Origin of the sequence: Streptacidiphilus neutrinimicus, from assembly GCF_000787815.1 — a bacterium.
Lineage (GTDB): Bacteria > Actinomycetota > Actinomycetes > Streptomycetales > Streptomycetaceae > Streptacidiphilus > Streptacidiphilus neutrinimicus.
In genome coordinates this window covers 66,542-86,416 of the sequence record NZ_BBPO01000026.1, presented here as the reverse complement: position 1 = coordinate 86,416, position 19,875 = coordinate 66,542, and the positions used below count along the sequence as shown (strand labels likewise).

General features: G+C 73.0%; 18 protein-coding genes and 1 pseudogene. 6 read left to right on the top strand and 13 right to left on the bottom strand.

Features of this window, described 5'->3' with window-relative positions:
• Positions 1-2: 2 nt before the first annotated feature.
• Together TR48_RS18445 and TR48_RS18440 are read left to right on the top strand one after the other, a co-directional pair.
• Positions 3-653 (top strand): TetR/AcrR family transcriptional regulator, encoded by a 651-nt coding sequence (locus TR48_RS18445; protein WP_042368557.1) that lies wholly within the window; start codon positions 3-5, stop codon positions 651-653.
• 67 nt (positions 654-720) lie between these two features.
• Positions 721-1,323: a TIGR03086 family metal-binding protein gene (locus TR48_RS18440; RefSeq protein WP_042368555.1), complete on the top strand. Its 603-nt coding sequence runs from the start codon at positions 721-723 to the stop codon at positions 1,321-1,323.
• Positions 1,324-1,352: 29 nt separating this feature from the next.
• Here TR48_RS18440 and TR48_RS18435 read toward each other — a convergent pair whose 3' ends face one another.
• The 3 genes from TR48_RS18435 to TR48_RS18425 form a co-directional block, all read right to left on the bottom strand.
• The gene (locus TR48_RS18435; RefSeq protein WP_063771008.1) at positions 1,353-2,054 is read right to left on the bottom strand and encodes a cytochrome b/b6 domain-containing protein; all 702 of its coding nucleotides are present in this window, start codon (positions 2,052-2,054) and stop codon (positions 1,353-1,355) included.
• Entirely contained in the window at positions 2,035-2,763 is a 729-nt protein-coding gene (locus tag TR48_RS18430; RefSeq protein WP_042368553.1) for a molybdopterin-dependent oxidoreductase, read from the bottom strand. Before TR48_RS18430 ends, TR48_RS18435 begins: the two co-directional genes overlap by 20 nt.
• A gap of 109 nt (positions 2,764-2,872) precedes the next feature.
• Positions 2,873-4,111, bottom strand: a complete 1,239-nt coding sequence (locus tag TR48_RS18425) for a cytochrome P450 family protein (RefSeq protein ID WP_042368552.1) — start codon at positions 4,109-4,111, stop codon at positions 2,873-2,875.
• A gap of 173 nt (positions 4,112-4,284) precedes the next feature.
• Between TR48_RS18425 and TR48_RS18420 the strand changes: the two genes are divergently transcribed.
• Positions 4,285-5,085 carry a glucose 1-dehydrogenase gene (locus tag TR48_RS18420; protein ID WP_042368549.1) on the top strand — a complete coding sequence of 267 codons (801 nt, stop codon included), beginning with the start codon at positions 4,285-4,287 and terminating at the stop codon, positions 5,083-5,085.
• Positions 5,086-5,118: 33 nt separating this feature from the next.
• Here the strand turns inward: TR48_RS18420 and TR48_RS18415 are convergent, their stop codons facing one another.
• From TR48_RS18415 to TR48_RS18405, 3 genes are read right to left on the bottom strand one after another with little or no spacing between them, the layout of a single operon-like run.
• Positions 5,119-5,547 carry a hypothetical protein gene (locus tag TR48_RS18415; protein WP_042368547.1) on the bottom strand — a complete coding sequence of 143 codons (429 nt, stop codon included), beginning with the start codon at positions 5,545-5,547 and terminating at the stop codon, positions 5,119-5,121.
• Positions 5,544-6,335: a class I SAM-dependent methyltransferase gene (locus TR48_RS18410; protein WP_201777131.1), complete on the bottom strand. Its 792-nt coding sequence runs from the start codon at positions 6,333-6,335 to the stop codon at positions 5,544-5,546. Before TR48_RS18410 ends, TR48_RS18415 begins: the two co-directional genes overlap by 4 nt.
• A complete protein-coding gene (locus TR48_RS18405) occupies positions 6,332-7,114 on the bottom strand; it encodes a DUF2071 domain-containing protein (RefSeq protein ID WP_201777130.1) in 783 nt (260 codons plus the stop codon). Before TR48_RS18405 ends, TR48_RS18410 begins: the two co-directional genes overlap by 4 nt.
• 491 nt (positions 7,115-7,605) lie before the next feature.
• Between TR48_RS18405 and TR48_RS18400 the strand changes: the two genes are divergently transcribed.
• A complete protein-coding gene (locus tag TR48_RS18400) occupies positions 7,606-10,122 on the top strand; it encodes a DEAD/DEAH box helicase (protein WP_042368545.1) in 2,517 nt (838 codons plus the stop codon).
• A gap of 12 nt (positions 10,123-10,134) precedes the next feature.
• On the opposite strand, the gene TR48_RS18395 is transcribed toward TR48_RS18400, so the two are convergent.
• The 4 genes from TR48_RS18395 to TR48_RS18380 all read right to left on the bottom strand — a co-directional run bounded on the left by TR48_RS18395 (position 10,135) and on the right by TR48_RS18380 (position 15,188).
• The gene (locus tag TR48_RS18395) at positions 10,135-10,662 is read right to left on the bottom strand and encodes a GNAT family N-acetyltransferase (protein WP_042368543.1); all 528 of its coding nucleotides are present in this window, start codon (positions 10,660-10,662) and stop codon (positions 10,135-10,137) included.
• A gap of 80 nt (positions 10,663-10,742) precedes the next feature.
• Positions 10,743-12,209: a DUF2079 domain-containing protein gene (locus tag TR48_RS18390; protein WP_236652206.1), complete on the bottom strand. Its 1,467-nt coding sequence runs from the start codon at positions 12,207-12,209 to the stop codon at positions 10,743-10,745.
• Positions 12,210-12,275: 66 nt separating this feature from the next.
• A complete protein-coding gene (locus TR48_RS18385) occupies positions 12,276-13,109 on the bottom strand; it encodes a class I SAM-dependent methyltransferase (RefSeq protein ID WP_161789856.1) in 834 nt (277 codons plus the stop codon).
• Positions 13,110-13,163: 54 nt separating this feature from the next.
• Positions 13,164-15,188 (bottom strand): beta-galactosidase, encoded by a 2,025-nt coding sequence (locus TR48_RS18380; RefSeq protein WP_042368542.1) that lies wholly within the window; start codon positions 15,186-15,188, stop codon positions 13,164-13,166.
• Positions 15,189-15,363: 175 nt separating this feature from the next.
• Between TR48_RS18380 and TR48_RS18375 the strand changes: the two genes are divergently transcribed.
• Both TR48_RS18375 and TR48_RS18370 read left to right on the top strand, forming a co-directional pair.
• Positions 15,364-16,065 carry a response regulator gene (locus tag TR48_RS18375; RefSeq protein ID WP_042368539.1) on the top strand — a complete coding sequence of 234 codons (702 nt, stop codon included), beginning with the start codon at positions 15,364-15,366 and terminating at the stop codon, positions 16,063-16,065.
• On the top strand, positions 16,062-17,240 hold the full coding sequence (locus TR48_RS18370; protein ID WP_236652205.1) for a sensor histidine kinase: 1,179 nt from the start codon (positions 16,062-16,064) through the stop codon (positions 17,238-17,240). Before TR48_RS18375 ends, TR48_RS18370 begins: the two co-directional genes overlap by 4 nt.
• Before the next feature lie 100 nt (positions 17,241-17,340).
• On the opposite strand, the gene TR48_RS18365 is transcribed toward TR48_RS18370, so the two are convergent.
• The 3 genes and pseudogenes from TR48_RS18365 to TR48_RS18355 all read right to left on the bottom strand — a co-directional run.
• Positions 17,341-17,574 carry a hypothetical protein gene (locus TR48_RS18365; protein WP_042368537.1) on the bottom strand — a complete coding sequence of 78 codons (234 nt, stop codon included), beginning with the start codon at positions 17,572-17,574 and terminating at the stop codon, positions 17,341-17,343.
• Positions 17,575-17,630: 56 nt separating this feature from the next.
• On the bottom strand, positions 17,631-19,421 hold the full coding sequence (locus tag TR48_RS18360) for a phosphatidylglycerol lysyltransferase domain-containing protein (RefSeq protein WP_052442765.1): 1,791 nt from the start codon (positions 19,419-19,421) through the stop codon (positions 17,631-17,633).
• Between the two features lie 193 nt (positions 19,422-19,614).
• Positions 19,615-19,875: pseudogene (locus tag TR48_RS18355) on the bottom strand (hypothetical protein); the annotation flags it as partial.

The window sequence follows — 19,875 nt, the reverse complement described above, 5'->3', positions numbered from 1 at the left end:
CAGTGACGGCCCCGACCTCGGCCACGACGGACGGGCGGATCCTCAAGGGCAACGAGACCCGTCGGCAGGTGCTGGCCCGCGCCATGCGCATCGCCTCGGCCGAGGGCCTCGCGGCGCTCTCGATCGGGCGCCTGGCAACGGAGTTGGAGCTCAGCAAGAGCGGCGTCTTCGCCCTCTTCGGCTCCAAGGAGGAACTGCAGCTGGCGACGGTGCGCGCCGCCGAGCGGGTCTACCTCGACCACGTGATCACGCCGGCGCAGCGGCGGCCCGCCGGGCTGGAGCGCCTGTGGGCGCTGCTGGAGGGCTGGTGGGAGTACTCGCGCACGCGGGTCTTCCCCGGCGGCTGCTTCTTCTACGCCGTCGGCGCCGAGTTCGACGCCCAGCCGGGCCGGGTGCGCGACCGGCTCGTCGAAGGCAGCCGCGCCTGGCACGAGCTGATCGTGGCTCAGCTTGAAGCGGCGCGCGACAAAGGCCGGTTGACGGCGGAGGTGGACGTGGAGCAGCTCGGCTTCGAGCTGCTCGCCCTGCTGGAGTACGCCAACGCGATGTCGCTGCTCCACGACGACGAGGCGCCCTACGCCCGCTCCCGCCGCGCGGCGCTGCGACTGCTGCGGGCCGAGGCGACGGACGCGACGGAACTGCCCGCCGAGTGAGCCACCCGATCCGATCCCTTCCGGCCGAACGGGAAAACTACACGAACGGTCGTGCTACTTTTCCGTCATGACGCTCGCAACCCTGCATTCCAGGGCGCTGGCCCTGCTCTCCCCCTCGGTGGCCGCCGTGCGGCCCGAGGACCTCGACCGCCCCACCCCCTGCGCCGCGTGGACCGTGCGGCGGCTGCTGGAGCACACCATCGGCCAGCAGGACGGCTTCGCCGAGGCCGCGTACGGTCGCGGCGACGTGCCGGGCGCGTTCGACGACCGCCCGCTCCCGCCCGGCACGGACCTGTCGGCCACGTACGTCCACTCCGCCGAGGCGCTGACCGAGGCGTTCACCGAGGCCGAGGCGGAGGGCCGCGCCTTCGCGCTGCCCGAGATCCTGCCCGGCCACGCCTTCCCGGCCACACAGGCGATCGGCTTCCACCTGCTCGACACGGTCGTCCACGGCTGGGACCTGGCCGCGGCGCTCGGCCGTCCCTTCGACTGCCCGCCGGAACTGCTGGACCCGGTGCGGCGGATCGCCGCGCTCGTCCCCGCCGACGAGGTGTCCCGCGGGCCGGGCCGGGCGTTCGGCCCGGTGCTGCCGGGCACGCCGGACGGCTGCCTGGACGACGTGCTGCGGCTGCTCGGCCGCGATCCCGGGTGGCAGGCGCCCGGCGCCTGACCCCGGGGCGGGGCCTCGCTGACGCTCGATCAGTTCCGTTCGTCGGGCGGGGCGGTCTCCGGGGACGCGGCTCCGCCCGGATCCGCCGGCTCGGGCTCCGCGCTCTGCTCCCGCGCCCACAGCGGGTGTTCGCGCTTGGCCCAGGAGCGGCCGACCCAGCCGGTGCGCATGCCGTGCCGTGCCTCGGGGTCCTTGAAGGCCATCCGCAGGTGCCCGAGCACGAGGATGCCGATCACCAGGGCCAGCCAGTCGTGGACGAAGGTCGCCCCCGTCCGCACGTCCAGTGCGGCCAGGTGCGGGAACCAGAGCACCAGACCGGTCCCGACCATCACGAGCGTGGCGCCCGCGACGAAGGCCGCGTAGAGCTTCTGTCCGGCGTTGAACTTGCCCGCGGGCCCCGCGTGCCGCGTCCCGTGCCGGACCGCCCGCCAGGCCCAGCCCCGGTCCTCGGGCCGGAACCGGTTGAGCCGCCGGATGTCCGCGCGCACCGAACGGAACCCCAACCCGACCGCGAGCGGCAACGGCAGCAGCACCCCGCTCCACTCGTGCACCGTCACCAGCAGCCGCCGGCGTCCGACGAGCTCGGCGAGCTGCGGCAGGTAGAGGAAGGCCGCGGAGAGGATCGCGACGATCATCAACGTGGCCGTCGTCCGGTGCACCCAGCGTTCGGCGACGGTGAACCGTCGCAGCTCGTCGGGGTGCCGCGCCGGCTCAGTTCGAGGTCGGAGCATCGTCGCGCCCGTTGGAACGGCCGACCCAGGCCTCGACGTCATAGCCGTAGCGCTCCCAGTAGCCGGGTTCGACCTGGGACGTCACCGTGATGCCGGAGAGCCACTTGGCCGACTTGTAGAAGTACATCGGCGCGACGTACAGCCGCACCGGCCCGCCGTGCGCGCTGGTCACCGGCGCGCCGTTCATCTCGTGCGCGACCAGCACGTCGCTGCGGCGCGCCTCGTCGAGGGTGAGGCTCTCGGTGTAGACGCCGTCGAAGCAGGTGAACCTGATCGCGGTGCCCTGCTTCCGCACCCCGGCCATGTCGAGCAGGTCGCGCAGCAGAACCCCGGAGAACTCCGTGTTCGGCACCCGCCAGCCCGTGACGCACTGGACGTCGCGGACCAGCCGGGTCTGCTGCATCGCCTTGAGGTCCGCGAGCGTGTAGCTTGCCGGGCGGTCCACCAGGCCGTCGACAGTGAGCCGGTAGTCCGTTGCGTTGCGGTGCGGGATGGAGTCGGCGACGTTGTAGAACTGGAACCCCCCGCCGCCGGGCAGCAGCTGGGTCAGCCCGGTCGGGTCCTTGGCGCTGACGCCGGCGAGGACGTTGTCCAGCCCGTTCTGGATCCGCGCCCCGAAGGCCACCCCCACGGCGCCGAGCCCGAGCACCCCGAGCACCACCCGCCGCCCGACGGGCTTGCCCGCGCTCTCCCGACCCCGCTGCTCCATGACTCCATCCCACCACTCGGCGCATGCGCTGACCAGGGAGAAAAGGGGGCCGTCACATTTCTTTAAGGAATGGGCCGCCCGTTGTCCGGGGTCGGCGGCCCCGGCGGGCCTACAGCGTCACCGGCAGCTCCAGCGGTCCGTGCATGATGCCGCCCACCGTCCAGCGCAGGTCCGCGTACGCGCCCGCCAACCGCAGGGTGGGGAGCCTGCGCAGCAGGGTCCCCAGGGCGACCGCGCCCTCCAGGCGGGCCAGCGGCGCGCCGACGCAGTAATGGATCCCGTGGCCGAAGGAGAGGTGGCGGCCGTCCGTGCGGGTGACGTCGAGCTCCGCCGGGTCGCCCAGCACGGAAGGGTCGCGGCCGACCGCGGCGAGGGAGACCGTGAGCGCGCTGCCCTTGGGGATCAGGACGCCGCCCAGCTCGACGTCCCGCACGGCGAAGCGCAGCGGGGTCTGGTCGACGGGGGCGTCGAAGCGGAGGAACTCCTCGACCGCGCCGGGGAGCAGCTCGGGTCGCCCGCGCAGCAGTGCGGCCTGCTCGGGGTGGTCGAGCAGCGCGGCCATCGCGTTGCCGAGCAGGTTGACCGTGGTCTCGTGGCCCGCGATGAGCAGGATGACGGCGGTGCCGAGAAGCTCCTCCGCGTTCAGGGCGTCCTCGTCGTCGCGGTTGAGCCGGACCAGCGCGGTGAGGAGGTCGTCCCCGTCGTCCGGCGTGGCCTGCTTGGCGGCGATCAGCTCGGAGAAGTAGGTGTTCAGCGCGAGCATGCCCTGCTGCTGGGCCGCGGACGGCGTCGCGGAGCCGGCGGAGACGGCGGCCAGGGTCCAGTCTCGGAAGTCGTCGCGGGCATCGGTCGGGACGCCCAGCAGCTCGCAGATCACCATGACGGGCAGCGGGGCGGTGAAGTCCTCGACCAGGTCGATCGGTTCACCGGCCGCCGCTTTGGCCTCGATCGCGTCCACCAGCGCGTCCGCGATCTCCTGGACCCGCGGCCGCAGCTCCTCCACCCGGCGCGGGGTGAAGGAGCGGGCGACGGGGCCGCGCAGGCGGGCGTGGTCCGGCGGGTCGGCCATCAGCATGTTGGCCGCGAGGCCCTGCCCGCGACCCCGGTAGGAGAGGACGCCGGCGGCCTCGAGCGCCTCCCGGCCGATCTCCGGGTCCTTGAGCAGGTCGGGGTGGGTGAGTGCGACGCGGGCGAGGTCGTGGTCGAGGACCAGGTAGAGGTCGTATCCGCTGGGCTGGGTGACGCGCTGGATCGGCCCGCGGCCGCGCAGGCCCGCGTAGCGCGCGTGCGCCTCGGCCTTGAACGTCGGGTCGTTGACGAGCGGCTTCTCGTGCTCGGCGGTGGTCATCCGGTTCCCTTCATCCCCGGCCCTCCCCTGGGCCGGCCGTGCCTGTCGTGCCTGCCGTGATCAGCTGCCACCAGTCTGCCCGCTCCGGGCTGTCGACGGGCAGTCAACTCTCGTGTGATTTAGGGCGTGCACGGCTCTGGACCCGGCCGCCGCGGGGGCGGACGATTCCGCCCATGCGGATGGAGGGGACGGCGGCCGTGGTCACCGGCGGCTCGCGGGGGATCGGGTTGGCGGTGGCGCGTGAGCTGCTGGCCGCCGGGGCGTCGGTGCTGATCGGCGCGCGCGGCAAGGACGGTCTGGAACAGGCGCTCGGGACGCTCGGTCCCGCCCCGGGGCGGCTGGTCGCCGCCGCCGGGAACGCGGGCGACGAGGGGGACGTGCGGCGCTGGGCCGGGCTCGCGCTGGAGACCTTCGGGCGCCTCGACCACGTCGTGGTCAACGCGGGCGGCAACGCGCCGCTCGGCCCGGCCGTCACGGGAGACCCGCAGGCGTGGCGGGACACCTTCGCGGTCAACGTGCACGGACCGCTGGCGCTGGTGCGCGCGGCATGGGAGGGATGGATGCGCGAGCACGGCGGCTCGGTCGTCACCGTGATCACGGAGGGCGTGCACGGAGTCGGCCCGGGGCTGGCCGCGTACGAGACGAGCAAGGCCGCACTGCTCCAGCTGACCAGGCACCTCGCCGCCGAACTGGCCCCGCGCGTCCGCGTCAACGCGGTCTCGCCGGGCCTGGTCCGCACCGAGCTGGCGCGCTTCTGGTGGGAACAGGACGAGGCCGCGCTCGCCGCCGCGACGCCGCTGGCCCGTCTCGGCGAGCCGGAGGACGTCGCCCGCGCCGTGGTCTGGCTGCTCTCCGGCCAGGCGGCCTGGGTGACCGGCACGGACCTGCTGGTGGACGGCGGCCGACGGGTCCGGGCAGGTATGGTCGGGCACGGATCGGCGGACGAGGCCGAAGGGCCCGGCGGCCGGGACTGATCGTCCGTCCGGGAGCCGGTCCGCCGCCTCGCGTCACCGGACGAGCACGTGCACCAGCGCGGCGACGAAGACCCCGGTCACCCAGGTCCACAGCGGGGACAGGGCGACGTGTCCCGCGGTGCGGAAGCGGTCGCCGCGCCAGAGCCGAGGGGAGAAGACGGCGAACTCGAAGACCCAGCGGGTCCCCCAGAACACCGACTGACCGCCGAGCAGGGCCGTGCCCAGCGGACCGCCCGCCAGCAGGGACGGGGCCAGGACGAGCGGCAGCAGGCCCAGCAGGACGCAGGTCAGGGCGATGAAGAAGAGGTGCGCGGACACCACCTGACGGGTGAGCAGGGTGGTCCCGGCGAGGTCGGACGGCCAGCCGATCAGGCGGGGCAGCACGGTGTGGAAGAGCCCGATCCCGACCAGGGCCGCGCCCACCAGACGCAGTTGGGCCTCCAGCGTGAGCACGCCCGTCACGCCTCCGCCTCCTTGCGGAAGGCGAACGCGGTGACCAGTCCGGCGATCCGCCGTTCCGCACCGCGCTGCAGGCCGGCCCCGTCGGCCAGGCGGAGCCACTCGGACCGCGGCAGGAAGTGCCAGGCTCCTGGTCCGTACGCGGCCGCGTTGGCGGCATCCCTGCGGTGCTCGACGAGCACCAGGGCGCCGCCGGGCCGCAGGACACGTGCGCACTCGGCGAACAGGGCCTCGCGATCCCGTCGGCGGCGCAGCTCGTGGGCCGCGAACACGGCGAAGACGGTGTTGTGGGCCGCCGATCCGGCCGGGAGGGCGGCAGGCCGCCCCCTCAGCGCTCCCGGGGCGGGCCCGCCGGTCAGCCGGTGGGCACGTCGGATCGAGCCCGTGGTCATGAGCGCCGGGTCGTAGAGGTCGACCACGCGCTGTGCCGCGCCGGGGTGGCGGGCGGCGAGCGGGCGCGCGGTCTCATCGAGACCGGCCGACAGGACGAGGTGGTCGCCCGGCCCCTCGGGCAGCAGGTCGTCCAGCCAGTCGAAGGAGAACGGCCGCGCGTGGTCGTAGACCCACCAGGTCGCCGCGGTGCTGCCGACCAGCAGCGCCGTCGCGGTCGCCGCGCCCGCGCGGGCGAGCCGGGCCGGACCGGCCGGCAGGCGGCGCGCGAGCGCCCAGCCCAGGGCCGCAGCCGTGGCCCCCGCCGCGTACATCGGCCAGTTGAACCGGGCGACCTCGCGCACCCCGGAGGGCCGGGCGCGCGCCGGGGAGGCGGCGCGCGGGAGCTGGAGCAGCCTCACGCCACGGCTCCTTCCCGGGTGCGGCGGCGGCCGGCCTCCCAGCCGTAGTCCAGGTCCGCGACGTGGAAGGCGTTGGCGAGCCGGGGCCGGGTACCGGCGAGGGGGCCGTGGTCGAAGAAGGTCAGCGTGGTGACCTCGACGTCGACAGGCACGGGATCCCACGCGGTCCTGGTGGCCTTGACGACGATCACGGAGTCCGTCTGAGGCTCGTACTCGAAGGTGTAGGGCAGGGGCCCCGCGAAACGGCGGGCATCGCGGGCCGTCGCGAAGGGGCTGCCCTCGGGCAGCCGTGCCGGGGAGCCGTCGCCGATGCGGGCGCGGACGTCGAGGTCGGCGTGCCCGTCGGCGCTGCGGACCCGGAAATGCAGGGTTCCCCCGGTGACGTCGGTGCTGATCCGGGCCTGGTGGTAGTTGTACCGGCTGAAGATGTTGCCGCCCGCCGCCATCAGCCTGTGGTCGGTGTCGCTGCGCAGGATCCGCAGGCCGCGCATGGTGCGCCCGGTGGGCGTGGGAAACCGGGTGAAGATCCGGTAGCCGGTCAGCACGTGGTCGCCGCCGAGCGAGGCGGGCAGGAAGGACGGACGCAGCGCGCGGGCGTCCACCACGGCGGCGGCGACGAAGCCGTGCTCGGTCCCCTCGGGGTCGGTGTAGGTGTCCAGGGTGAGGCCGGGCGGCACCAGTGGCGCGAGCACGGCGGGCGGCAGGGCGTAGGTGAGCACCAGCGAGTGCGCGAACCGGGTCCGCATCGGGAAGGGGTGACGTTGCAGCAGGTGTCTCACCAGAGGTCCTTTCCTTGGGAGCAGGTGGGGTGGCGTCGCCGAACGCACGGCCCGGACCCGCCGCAGAGCATCGATCGGTCCGCGGCGGGGCGCCGCGAAGCGTGGGCCGGGGCCGTCGAGGGCGTTGGAGCGCGTCACCGCGTCGTAGCTGCCGCAGGCAGCTCGGCCCGCCGGGATCGCAGCACCAGGACCTCCTCGAACGCGGACCGGACGCCGCGTCAACAGGCATGGCGGTTCGCCCGTTCGTCGGCAGCGAACGCCCCCGCCCGGGTCCCCCTCGTACGGTCACCATCATGGCCCAGATTTTGAACACGTTCAATATTGGCTCCCCGGCCGCTCTCCCGCGTCGGCTCGGGCGGCCCAGAAAGCCGGCAGCCCTGCGGCGTCGGGCCGCGCGGAACAAGATTCAGGGCCTGATCCACTGGACAGGCCCGGGGGCCGGTGGGCGGGGAGGCTCCAGCGGGGTTGGGCGGACCAGGCAGAATGGTCCGGTGACCCTGACTGATCTCATCCCCGCCAGCCCCCAGCCCGACGAGCTCTTCACGGCCTTCGCCGGGTGGGCCGAGGAGCGCGGGATCACCCTCTATCCCGCCCAGGAAGAGGCGCTGATCGAGATCGTCTCGGGCAACAACGTCATCCTGAACACCCCGACCGGCTCCGGGAAGAGCCTGGTCGCGGCGGGCGCGCACTTCACCGCCCTGGCGAACGGGCAGCGGACCTTCTACACCGCGCCGATCAAGGCGCTGGTCTCGGAGAAGTTCTTCGACCTGGTGAAGATGTTCGGCACCGAGAAGGTCGGCATGATGACGGGCGACGCGTCCGTCAACCCGACCGCGCCGATCATCTGCTGCACCGCCGAGGTGCTGGCCTCGATCGCGCTGCGCGACGGCGCGCAGGCGGACGTCCAGCAGGTCGTGATGGACGAATTCCACTTCTATGCCGAGCCGGACCGCGGCTGGGCGTGGCAGGTGCCGCTGATCGAGCTGCCGCAGGCGCAGTTCCTGCTGATGTCGGCGACGCTGGGCGACGTGCGCAAGTTCGAGGCGGACCTCAAGCGCCGCACCGGCCGCGCCACCACGACCGTCTCCTCCGCGACGCGGCCCGTCCCGCTGTTCTACGAGTACCAGCGCACTCCCATCCACGACACGCTCGAGGACCTGCTGAAGTCGGGCCAGGCACCGGTCTACGTCGTGCACTTCACCCAGGCGCAGGCCGTGGAGCGGGCACAGGCGCTGATGAGCATCAACATGTGCACCAAGGCCGAGAAGGACGCGATCGCCGCGCTGATCGGCAACTTCCGGTTCACCACCAAGTTCGGCCGGAACCTGTCGCGCTTCGTGCGGCACGGCATCGGCATCCACCACGCGGGCATGCTGCCCAAGTACCGCCGCCTGGTGGAGCGGCTGGCGCAGGCCGGTCTGCTGAAGGTCATCTGCGGCACCGACACCCTCGGCGTCGGCGTCAACGTGCCGATCCGCACGGTCCTGTTCACCGCGCTCAGCAAGTACGACGGCCAGCGCGTGCGCATGCTGCGCGCCCGTGAGTTCCACCAGATCGCCGGGCGCGCGGGCCGGGCCGGCTTCGACACTGTCGGGACGGTCGTCGCGCAGGCGCCCGAGCACGTCATCGAGAACGAGCGAGCCGTCGCCAAGGCCGGCGACGACCCGAAGAAGAAGCGCAAGGTCGTCCGGAAGAAGGCGCCCGAGGGCTTCGTCTCCTGGAGCGAGGAGACCTTCACCAAGCTCATCGACGCGGCGCCGGAGCCGCTGGTCTCCCGCTTCAAGGTGAGCCACCTGATGCTGCTCTCCGTCATCAACCGGCCCGGCAACGCCTTCGAGGCGATGCGGCACCTGCTGACGGACAACGACGACGACCCGAGGACGCGCCGCCGCCACATCCGCGAGGCCATCGCCATCTACCGCTCCCTGGAGGCGGGCGGCGTCGTCGAGCGGCTGCCGCACCCCGACGAGACGGGCCGCATCGTGCGCCTGACCGTCGACCTGCAGGACGACTTCTCGCTCACCCAGCCGCTGTCCACCTTCGCGCTCGCCGCGTTCGAGTTGCTGGACCCGGCCTCGCCGACGTACGCGCTGGACGTCCTGTCCGTCGTCGAGTCGACGCTCGACGACCCGCGCCAGATCCTGCACGCCCAGGAGAACAAGGCGCGCGGCGAGGCGGTCGCGGAGATGAAGCGCGACGGGGTGGAGTACGAGGAGCGGATGGAGCGGCTCCAGGAGATCTCCTACCCCAAGCCGCTGGTGGAGCTGCTGGAGCACGCGTACGAGGTCTACCGCCGCTCGCACCCGTGGATCAGCGACCACCCGCTGCGCCCGAAGACCGTCGCCCGCGACCTCTACGAGCGCGCGATGACCTTCACCGACTATGTCGGCTTCTACGAACTCCCGCGCACCGAGGGCCTGGTGCTGCGCTACCTCGCCTCCGCCTACAAGGCGGTCGAGCACACCGTGCCGGACCACCTCAAGTCCGAGGACCTGCGGGACCTGGTCTCCTGGCTCGGCGAGCTGGTCCGCCAGGTCGACTCCTCGCTGCTGGACGAGTGGGAGCAGCTGGCGAACCCGGAGGACGAGGAGGAGCTCGAGGAGTCGCTGGAGGAGAGGACCGCTCCGGTCACCGCCAACAAGCGCGCCTTCCGCGTCCTGGTCCGCAACGCCCTCTTCCGCCGCGTGGAGCTGTGCGCACTGGAGAACTACGCCGCACTGGCCGAGTTGGACGCCGAGGACGGCGGCTGGGACGCGGACCGCTGGGCGGACGCCATGGACGCCTACTGGGACGAGCACGACGACCTCTTCACCGGCCCGGACGCGCGCGGACCGAAGATGCTGATCATCGACGAGGAGACGGTCCAGGGCGCGTGGCTCGTGCGCCAGATCTTCGACGACCCGTCGGGTGACCACGACTGGGGCATCAGCGCGGAGGTCGACCTGCACTCCTCCGACGAGGAGGGCCGCGCGGTGCTCCGCGTCACCGGCGTCGACCGCCTGGGGTGAGTGGCAACCGCCTCAGAGAGTGACTGCCACCTCGGCGCGCAGGACGGAGTACAGGACCATGTCGCGCCACGCGCCCGCGCGGAAGCACGCGCCTCTGACGACGCCCTCGCGAGTGAAGCCCGCGCGTTCCAGGGCGCGCTGCTCGGCGGTGTTGACGACCTCCGTGCCGGCCTCGATCCGGTTCACCCGGGTGTGGGCGAACAGGTACTCGACGAGCAGCCGCTGGGCGCGCGTGCCGTAGCCCTTGCCGCGCTCGGCGGTCAGCAGCGAGATGCCGATGTTCCAGCACGGCGAGGCGGGGCCCTGCATCACCTCGTGCCACTGCACCTCGCCCACGAACCGGTCGTCCTCGCCGACGACGGCGAGCCGGCCGCCCTGGGGCGAGAGGAAGCCCTGCTCCGCCCACTGGCGGCGCAGCGCCCCGGGGTTGCGGTGGCCGAAGAAGCCGAACTCCCCGGCCTCCACGGGGTCCTCGAAGAGCCGCTCCAGCAGGTCGAGGTCCTTCGCGGCGACAGGACGCAGGCGCACATGATCCGACATGCCGATCAGCCTATGCCGTGCGGACGACCCTGCACGCGGCCGTGCGCACCACGCGGTCGGCGGCGCGGTCGGCGGCGCGGTCAGCGGCGCAGCAGCGTGATGCCGTCGCTCTGGGCGACGAGGCTGTAGCCGCGGGACTCGAAACGGCCGAGCTCGGCGACGGCGGTGTCCGCCGAGCAGGGGGCGATGGCCTTGGAGTCGGTCGCGTCGACGATCACCCACGCGGCGTCGGCGGAGGCCGCGCGCATGCAGACCAGGGTGACCGTGTCGCGGTGGACGAGTTGGGCGGCGAGGCGGTTGCTGGCGGCGACCTTCACCCCGCTCGGGATCTCGCCGAGTATCGCGTCGGCCGTCTCGACATGGGCCGGAGTGATCCACTGCGGTGGCAGCACCAGTTCCCGCAGCGGGAAGAACGGCAGGGTCGCCGCCGTGAAGGCGGCGCTCGCCGCCAGCAGCGTCCGGCCTCTACGCCACGGGATCCGGCCGCGGCTGAGCGCGTCGACGAAGCCGCCGAAGACGATCGGCATCAGCACCGCGCTGTAGTGGTAGGCGACGCCCCAGTAGTGCGTGTTGCCGGAGGCGAAGCGCCACAACAGCGTGGGGGCGCACAGCAGCGTCAGGGGCGAGCGCAGGCCCAGGAAGGAGCTTGGGGCCAGCAGCATCAGCACCGTCAGCCATTTGACGGGCGGCCAGGGCAGGTGCGCCAGCAGGCCGATGACGGAGCCCCCGCCGCCCGCCTGGGTGACGCCGCCGGTGGTGGCACTGCCGCCGCCGGTGATCTGCTGCCAGTAGTCGAACCCGCCGTGGACGTTGACGGCGGGCAGGATCAACAGCACCTCCGCGCAGGTGCCGAGCGCCCCGGCCGCGGTGAGCCACAGACCGAGCCGACGGGGGCCGCGCAGCGCGATGAAGACGCCGACGGCGGCGACCGTCAGACCCTGGTCCTCCTTGACCAGCAGCAGCGGCAGCGACCACAGCGCGGCCGCGCGCCACCGCTCCTCGCCGAGGGCGCGCACCGCGAAGGCGATGAGCGGCACCGCGAGCGCCACCTCGTGGAAGTCGAACGCGGCGGCTTGCACGACGCCCCAGGACGCGCCCAGCCCGAAGCCCACCACCAGCGCGGTGCGCGGGCCGCGCGCGGTCAGCGCCCAGTCCGCGAGCGGCACGATCGCCAGCGACAGCAGCACGCTCTGCGCGACCAGGAGCGTCACCGGGCTCGGGAAGATCCGGTAGAACGGCGCGATCACGGCGATGGCCGGGCTGAAGTGGTCGCCCAGCACGTCGAAGCCGGCGCCCTTGAGCGGGGTGACCGGCGCCCGGAGGTGGGCGTAGGCGCGCACCGCCTGTTCGAAGATGCCGAGGTCGTAGCCGGCGGTCTGCTGGAGCTGGTGGCGGCGCACCGACAGCACGGTATAGAGCACGGCGAAGACCGCCGCCGTGCCCCAGCTGTAGGCCCATGCCGGTATCCGGCTCTCCGAGCTTCCGAGCTCCCCCGTCACCAGCCGTACGCGCCGCTGCGCGACGACCGTCGTCCCGGTTGTACTCACTCTCCGCGTCCCACCCCGTCAGCCTGCCGTCCCGTCGGTTCCCGTCCGTCCTCCGCCGCTGCCCGTCTACGCCCCCGCCTCCACCGGGACGCGTCGGGCGACGAAGAGGTCGGTGAACCATGCGATGTCGAGGAAGCCGCCGTGGGCGTCCAGGCAGGAGCGCAGCTCGGCGAGGAACTCCGCGCGCCGCTCCGGCTCCATGATCTGCACACCGGAGTAGGTGGCGACGGCGGCGAGCCAGGAGTCGGCGCTGCGCCGGGTGACGCCGTTGCGCAGCCGCACCGAGCGCTGGTCGGTGAAGCGCACGTCAGCGCCGAACTCCCACCCCGCCCAGCCGTTCTCCTCGGTCGACTCGATCTCCCCCGCGAAGTCCGACGCGAGACCGGTCACCCGCAGCAGGCCGCTGCCGTAGGCGGTGTCGAAGGCGGTCAGGTCACGGTGCACGACCGGGTCGACGATGCCGAGCAGGTTCCAGAACAGCGCGACGGCTCCGCCGGGGGCGAGCGCGTCGAAGATCCTGTCCCGGCGGGTCTCCCGGTCCAGCCAGTGCCAGGCCTGGGCGGCGTAGGCGAGGTCGAAGCGGCGTGCGCCGGGCTGCCACTGCTCGAAGCGCGAGACCTCGATCTCGACGTGCGGCAGCGAGTCCAGCTTGCGGCGCAGCACCTCGGCCATCCGCGGGTCCGGCTCGACCGCCAGCACCGGCAGGCCGCGCCCGCCGAAGACGGCGGTGGCCTTGCCCGTCCCGGCGCCGATCTCGACGGCCCGCAGGGCGCCCGGACCCGCGCCGCCCGCGTACGCGAGGACCGTGTCGACCAGGGCGTCCGGGTAGCTCGGGCGTGCCGCGTCGTACGCCTCCGCCGTGGTCCCGAACACCAGGGCTCGTTCATGCGCCTGCGCCACGCGGTTCTCCCCGTCCCTTTTGATCCCTCAGGTCACGTGCCGGTCACCGATCGGTCACTGGTCCGTCGGCGAACCTACCGACTCCAGCGGCTCGGAGGCCAGCACCCGGACCGTTCCGGCGGGTACCGAAACGGGACCTTCCGGGCCGGGAAGGGTCGCATCGGACGGGGTGTGATTGATCACGATCTCCCAGGCGCGCCCGTCCGCGTCCTCGCGGCGCACGCGTTCGACGCCGTCCGGGACGCCCGCGGGGGTGCGCACGCCCGCGTCGGCGAGCGCGGCGCGCAGCACCGCGTCGAGGGTGCCCGCGTCGGGGGCGGTGGCGACGTACCAGGCGGTGCCCTCACCGAAGGAGTGCCGGGTCACGGCAGGACGCCCGGCCGCGGGCCCGTCGGCGTGCTGGAGGACGGCGGAGGCGCCGTCCAGCGAGAGGTCCTCGGCCCAGCGGGAGGCGGTGCCGGGTGCGGCCGCGGCGACGTCCATCCGGGTCGTGGCGGACAGCGTCGTGGTCTCGCCCCGGCGCAGCGGCAGGAACTCCTCGGTGCGCACGCCGAGCACGTCGCGCAGCGCGCCGGGGTAGCCGCCCGGGTAAACAGCGTCGTTCTCGTCGACAATGCCGGTGAAGTAGCTGGTCAGCAGCGTGCCGCCGGAGCGCACCCAGGCGCGCAGGTTCTCCGCCCACGCGGTGCGGGTCACGTACATCGAGGGCGCGACCACCAGTCGGTAGGCGCTGAGGTCCGCGCCGGGGTGGACGAAGTCGACGGTGACGCCCGCCCGCCACAGCCGCTCGTAGTAGGCGTCGATCCGCTCCCGGAAGTCCAGCTCGACGCTGGGCCGGTACTCCAGCTCCAGCGCCCAGAGCGACTCCCAGTCCCACACGAGGGCCACGTCCGCCCGGACGCGGCTGCCGCGCAGCGGCGCGAGCTCGCGCAGCCGGGCGCCCAGGTCGACGACCTCGCGCCACAGCCGGGTGTCGGTACCGGCGTGCGGAACCATCGCGGAGTGGTACTTCTCGGCACCGGCCCGCGAGGCGCGCCACTGGAAGAACATGACGCCGTCCGCGCCGCGCGCGACGTGCGCGAGGCTGTTGCGGGCCATCTCGCCGGGCTGCTTGGCGATGTTGCGCTGTTGCCAGTTCACGGCCGAGGTGGAGTGCTCCATCAGCAGCCACGGCGCGCCGCCCGCGAGCGAGCGGGTCAGGTCGGCGCTGAGCGCGAGGCCGACCTGGTTGTCGGCGCGCTCGGCGGAGAGGTAGTGGTCGGTGGCGACCAGGTCCACCTCGCGGGCCCAGGCCCAGTAGTCGAGGTTGTCGGTCAGCCCGGCCATGAAGTTGGTGGTGATCGGCACGTCCGGGTCGGCGGCGCGGATGATGTCGCGCTCCGCCTTGTAGAGCGTGAGCAGCGCGTCCGAGGAGAAGCGCCGGAAGTCGAGCTGCTGGGCCGGGTTGACCGCCGTCGGGGCCTGGCGCGGGGCGTCGACCTCGTCGAAGGAGTCGTAGCGCTGGCCCCAGAAGGAGGTGCCCCAGGCCTCGTTCAGCACGTCCACGGTCTTGTAGCGGTCGCGCAGCCAGTCCCGGAAGGCCGCCGCCGAGCGCTCGCAGTAGCAGCGCGAGACGTGGCAGGCGTACTCGTTGTGGACGTGCCAGAGCACCACCGCCGGGTGGCCGGCGTAGCGGGCGGCGAGCTCGCGGGTGATCCGGGCCGCGGCCGCGGCGTACTCGGGCGAGCTCGGGCAGTACGTCTGCCGCGCGCCGTAGCCGAGGACGCGGCCGTCGACGGTGACCGGCCGGACGTGCGGGTTGGCCTTCTGGAACCAGGCGGGCGGCGAGGCGGTGGGGGTGGCCAGGTCGACGGCGACGCCACCCGCGTGCAGCAACTCGATGACGCGGTCCAGCCAGCCGAAGTCGAACTCGCCCGGCCGCGGCTCCAGCCGTGCCCAGGAGAAGATGCCGAGGCTCACCAGGTTGACCCCGGCCTCCCGCATCAGCGCCACGTCCTCGGCCCAGACCTGCTCCGGCCACTGCTCGGGGTTGTAGTCGCCGCCGTAGGCCAGCCCGTCCAGGCGCAGCCGCTGTGCCATGGATCACTCCTCGTCCGGTGCCCGCTCTGGAACCGCATACGCCGTGGGCAGCCTCTCCCCTTCGACGCCCCCTCGGCAAGTCCCCGTCCGGGTACGTCACACCCCGCATCTGCCCACGCGAACGCCACGCCTCGTAGGCTCTATGTCTAGGCAAAGCACAGTGAAAGGTCAGCCTGTGATCCATGTGGTCATCGTCGACGACGAGACACTCGTCCGCTCCGGCCTGAGCCTGATCGTGGGCTCCGCCCCGGACATCGAGGTCGTGGGCACCTGCGGCGGCGGCGAGGCCCTGGCGACGGTGGCGGAGCTGCGCCCGCAGGTCGTGCTGCTCGACGTCCGGATGCCGGACGTCGACGGTCTCACCGTCCTGCGCGGCCTGATGCAGCTGCCCGAGCCGCCCGCGGTCGCCATGCTGACCACCTTCGACAGCGACGAGTACATCGGCACCGCGCTGCGCTCGGGCGCCAGCGGCTTCCTGCTCAAGGACACCGATCCGGACCAGCTGATGCACGCGGTCCGGGTGCTGGCCTCCGGCGGGCGGATCCTCTCCCCCGCGGTCACCGACACCGTCATCGCCGGCTATCTCGACTCGGGCCCGGACCGCCAGACGGCGGCGCGGCTGGCCGCGATGACCACCCGCGAGCTGGACGTGCTGACGCTGCTGGGCGAGGGCCTGTCCAACGCGGACATCGCGGCGCGGCTCTACCTCAGCACGGGCACCGTCAAGGACCACATCAGCGCGATCCTCGCCAAGCTCGGCACGGCCAACCGGGTGCAGGCCGCCGTCTTCGCCCACCAGGCGGGCCTGCTCGGCGGCGACAGCGGCACCGCCACGGGGCCGGGCGCGGGTCCGGGAGCGCGCAGGGACGGCCGGTGAGCGGTACCGGTACGTCCCCGGCGCCGGGCGCGTCCGGCCTGCCCCCGCGCCCCTGGTACTTCCGGCCCTGGATCACCGTTCCGGTCCCGGCACTGCTGGCCGGGCTGGACGCGCTGCTGGCCAACGACCTCGGCTCGGTGACCCAGATGTCCACGTCGCTGCTGGCCGCGGCGGCGCTGCTGCTGCGCAAGCGGTGGCCGGTGCTGGTGCTGCTGGCGACGCTGCCGGGCATGGAGCTGAGCCAGATCTGGCTGGCGCCGATGTTCGCGGTCTACTCGGTCGCGGTGCGCCACCGCAGCCGGTGGACCGTCGGGTTCGGTGGCCTGCTGGTGGCGCTCACCCAGTTCGTCCCCTGGCCGGTCAGCGACTTCAGCCTCGGCTGGGACCGGACCACGGCGCTGGCGGCTCTGTACGCCCTGCTGGCCGCGGCGGCGCCGATCGCGCTCGGCATGCTCGTCAACACCCGCCGCGAGTTGGCCGTCCGTCTGGACGAGCTGACGCGCGGCCAGGAGCGCGAGCGGCGGCTGCTGGCGGAGTCGGTCCTGTCGACGGAGCGGGCGCGGCTGGCCCGCGAGATGCACGACGTGGTCTCGCACCAGGTCAGCCTGATCTCGATCCAGGCAGGCGCGCTCCAGGTCCGCGCGGAGGACCCTGAGGCCTCGCGGGAGACCGCGCGGACGATCCGGAAGCTGTCGGTCAAGACGCTGGAGGAGCTGCGCCAGATGGTCGGCGTCCTGCGGGCCGCAGGCGGCGACGCGAAGCAGCTGACCCCGCAGCCGACGCTCGCGGATCTGCCGCGCCTGGTCGCGGAGTCCGGCCTGCGGTGCGACCTCGACGGCCACGTCATGGCTCCCGTCCCGGAGCCGGTGGAGCGTGCCGCCTACCGCACGGTCCAGGAGGCCCTCACCAACGTGCGCAAGCACGCCCCCGGCTCCTCGGTCCGCGTCCGCCTGGCGCGCAGCTCGGGCGCGCTCCAGGTCGACGTCACCAATACCGCGGGCTCTCCCGACGCCGTCCCGCTCCTGCTGCCCAGCGGCGGCCACGGCCTCATCGGCCTGCGCGAACGCGCCCAGCAACTCGGCGGCACGCTCGAAGCCGCCCCCCACCCCGACGGCGGCTTCACCGTCGTCGCCTCCTTCCCTCTCGCCGCCCCGGCCTTCGAACCCACCGCCTGAGGGACGGGGCCCCGGGCGACGTCCCGTCAGGATCCTCCGAACCAGCACCGCGCGGCCTGGCGGTCCAGTTGGGCGATGGTGTCGGCGTGAACGGTGGTGTTCAGGGGAGCATCCCGGCCTTCGGGTACCTCTGGGCGAGCGGCACCTCCTCGCGGAGCGAGACCCGCAGCAGCCGGTCGGCGGAGGCGGAGGGCGGGTCCTCGTCCACAGCGCCGTGCACCATCAGGTGTTCCTCGCCGCCGCCCGGCCATCGGACCTGCACCACCCCCACCGAGCGGACGGCGGGGGACTCGCCGTTCCGTCGAACCACCGCGTCGCGCAGCGCGACCGCCACCGGGTCCAGGATGTCCCTCGGCCGCGTCGCGTCGCCCCGCGGGCGGGAGGTGCGCGCTACGCCACGTGCTGGAGCTCCCGCTCCTGCTCGGGGTGGGTGGCGGCGGTGCGGCGCTTGGTGCGGGGGAGAGCGGGGAGGCGGGGCTGGGAGATGAAGCCCTCGACGCACGCGTTGGCCAACGCGATCCGCGGGAGGTCGCGGCTGCGTTCGAACAGGACGTAGCGCGGTTCCCACTGCGGGCGGTACTTCGCGTTCGCCCGGTAGAGGGACTCGATCTGCCACCAGCGGGAGAAGAAGACCAGCACCGAGCGCCACGCCCGCAGGAACGGCCCGGCGCCCAGCCGGCTGCCGCGCTCGAACACCGCGCGGAAGACCGCGAAGTTGAGCGAGACGCGCTCCACCCCGATCGAGCGGGCCTGCTGCAGCAGCTCGATGACCATGAACTCCATCAGGCCGTTGTCGCTGTCGCGGTCGCGGCGCATCAGGTCCAGGGAGAGGCCGTGCTCGCCCCAGGGGACGAAGCTCAGCAGGGCGCGCATCTCGCCGTCCGCGTCGCGGCACTCCAGCATGACGCACTGGCCGTCGTCCGGGTCGCCCAGGCGACCCAGCGCCATGGACCAGCCGCGCTCGGTGGAGCCGTCGCGCCACTGGTCGGCGTGACGGATCATCGCCTCCATCTCCGCCTCGGGGATGTCCACGTGGCGGCGGACGGTGACCGTGTAGCCGGCGCGACGGACGCGATTGTGGGCCTGTCGGACGCCGCGCATGGAGCGGCCCTCCAGGGAGAAGTCGGCGACCTCGACGATCGCCTCGTCGCCCAGCTCCAGGGCGTCCAGGCCGTGGCGTGCGTAGACGACCCCGGCCTCCTCGCTGGCCCCGGTGACGGCCGGGACCCAGGCGTACTCGCGGGCCTGCTCCAGCCACTTCTCGATCGCCCCGGGCCACGCCTCGACATCGCCGATCGGGTCGCCGGAGGCGAGCGAGACGCCGCCGACGACGCGGTAGGTGACCGCCGCCTTGCCGCTGGGCGAGAAGATCACGGACTTGTCGCGCCGCAGCGCGAAGTAGCCGAGCGAGTCGCGGGCGCCGTGGCGGTCCAGCAGACCGCGCAGCGCCGCCTCGTCCTCGGGGCTCAGGTACTCCTTGCCCTTGGGCGCGCGGAACAGCGCGTAGCTGAAGAGGGTCAGCACCGCGACGCTCAGCACGTTGACGGTGATGTCGACCCAGCGGGGAGCCGAGACCTCGAAGTACTGCGAGCCGTCGGAGCCCAGCGTGATCGCGCGCAGCAGCACGTACTCCACCCGGTCGCCCACGGTGAACGCGCGGCCGGCCGCGGTGAGGCTGAGCAGACCGGCGCCGGCCAGCAGCGTCAGCAGACCGCCGCCGACCAGGACGCCGCCGGCGAGCGCGGGGTTGGCCGGGTCGCCCTTGGCGCGGAACTCGGAGCGCCCGAGCAGCAGGGCCGTCTGGAAGAGGACCAGGACGGCGAGGGTCGCCCAGTTGAACCAGTGGGAGCGGACCCCCGGCTGCCCGATCAGGGAGACCGCCAGGGCGAGCAGCAGCAGCCCGGCGAAGACCGTGTTGGCGATCCACGCCGCCCGCTTGTGACGGTTCATCATGACGGACATGAAGACCGCGAACGCGGCCGAGCTGAAGCCGGCGGTCAGCAGGTAGGGCGTGTAGAAGTCACCGTGGTTGTGGTGCTGGACCTGCTCGCGGAAGGTCAGTGAGACCGCGGCGAACAGGTTCAGGCAGGCCACGATCCGGAGGTACCACACGGCGGTGCGCGCACTGATGTGCGCCACCTTCTCGCTGGTCTGGCGCGGCGCGGTGGCGGTGGAGGTCAAGGACGGCTCCGGGTGGAGAAGACTGGGGGAGATCCGGCGTGGCCGGGACCCTTGGGATCCCGGGATCGCACGTGTCGGCTGAGCAGGTATCAGCACTGGTATCAGCTTGCCGCAGCCGGCCGGGCGATTCGTCAGCCCGAGGTCCCTGTTCGAACCCCGCCGATCGGCGGGGTCCTCTGCGACCAACGACAGGTCACACGACCTGCGGGGTCGTGTACTCCTTCCAGTCGTTCGGCTTCTGCCCCACGTTCAGCGTGCGCAGCTTGGCGAGCACGGCCGGGTCCTGGACCTCGAGCCACTCCACCAGCTGGCGGAAGGAGACCAGGCGGACGTCCGGATGGGCGGCGATGTCGCGCAGCGCCCGCTCGACGGACTTCATGTAGATGCCGCCGTTCCAGGACTCGAAGTGGTTGCCGATGAAGAACGGCGCCCGGTTGGTGGTGTAGGCGCGGTT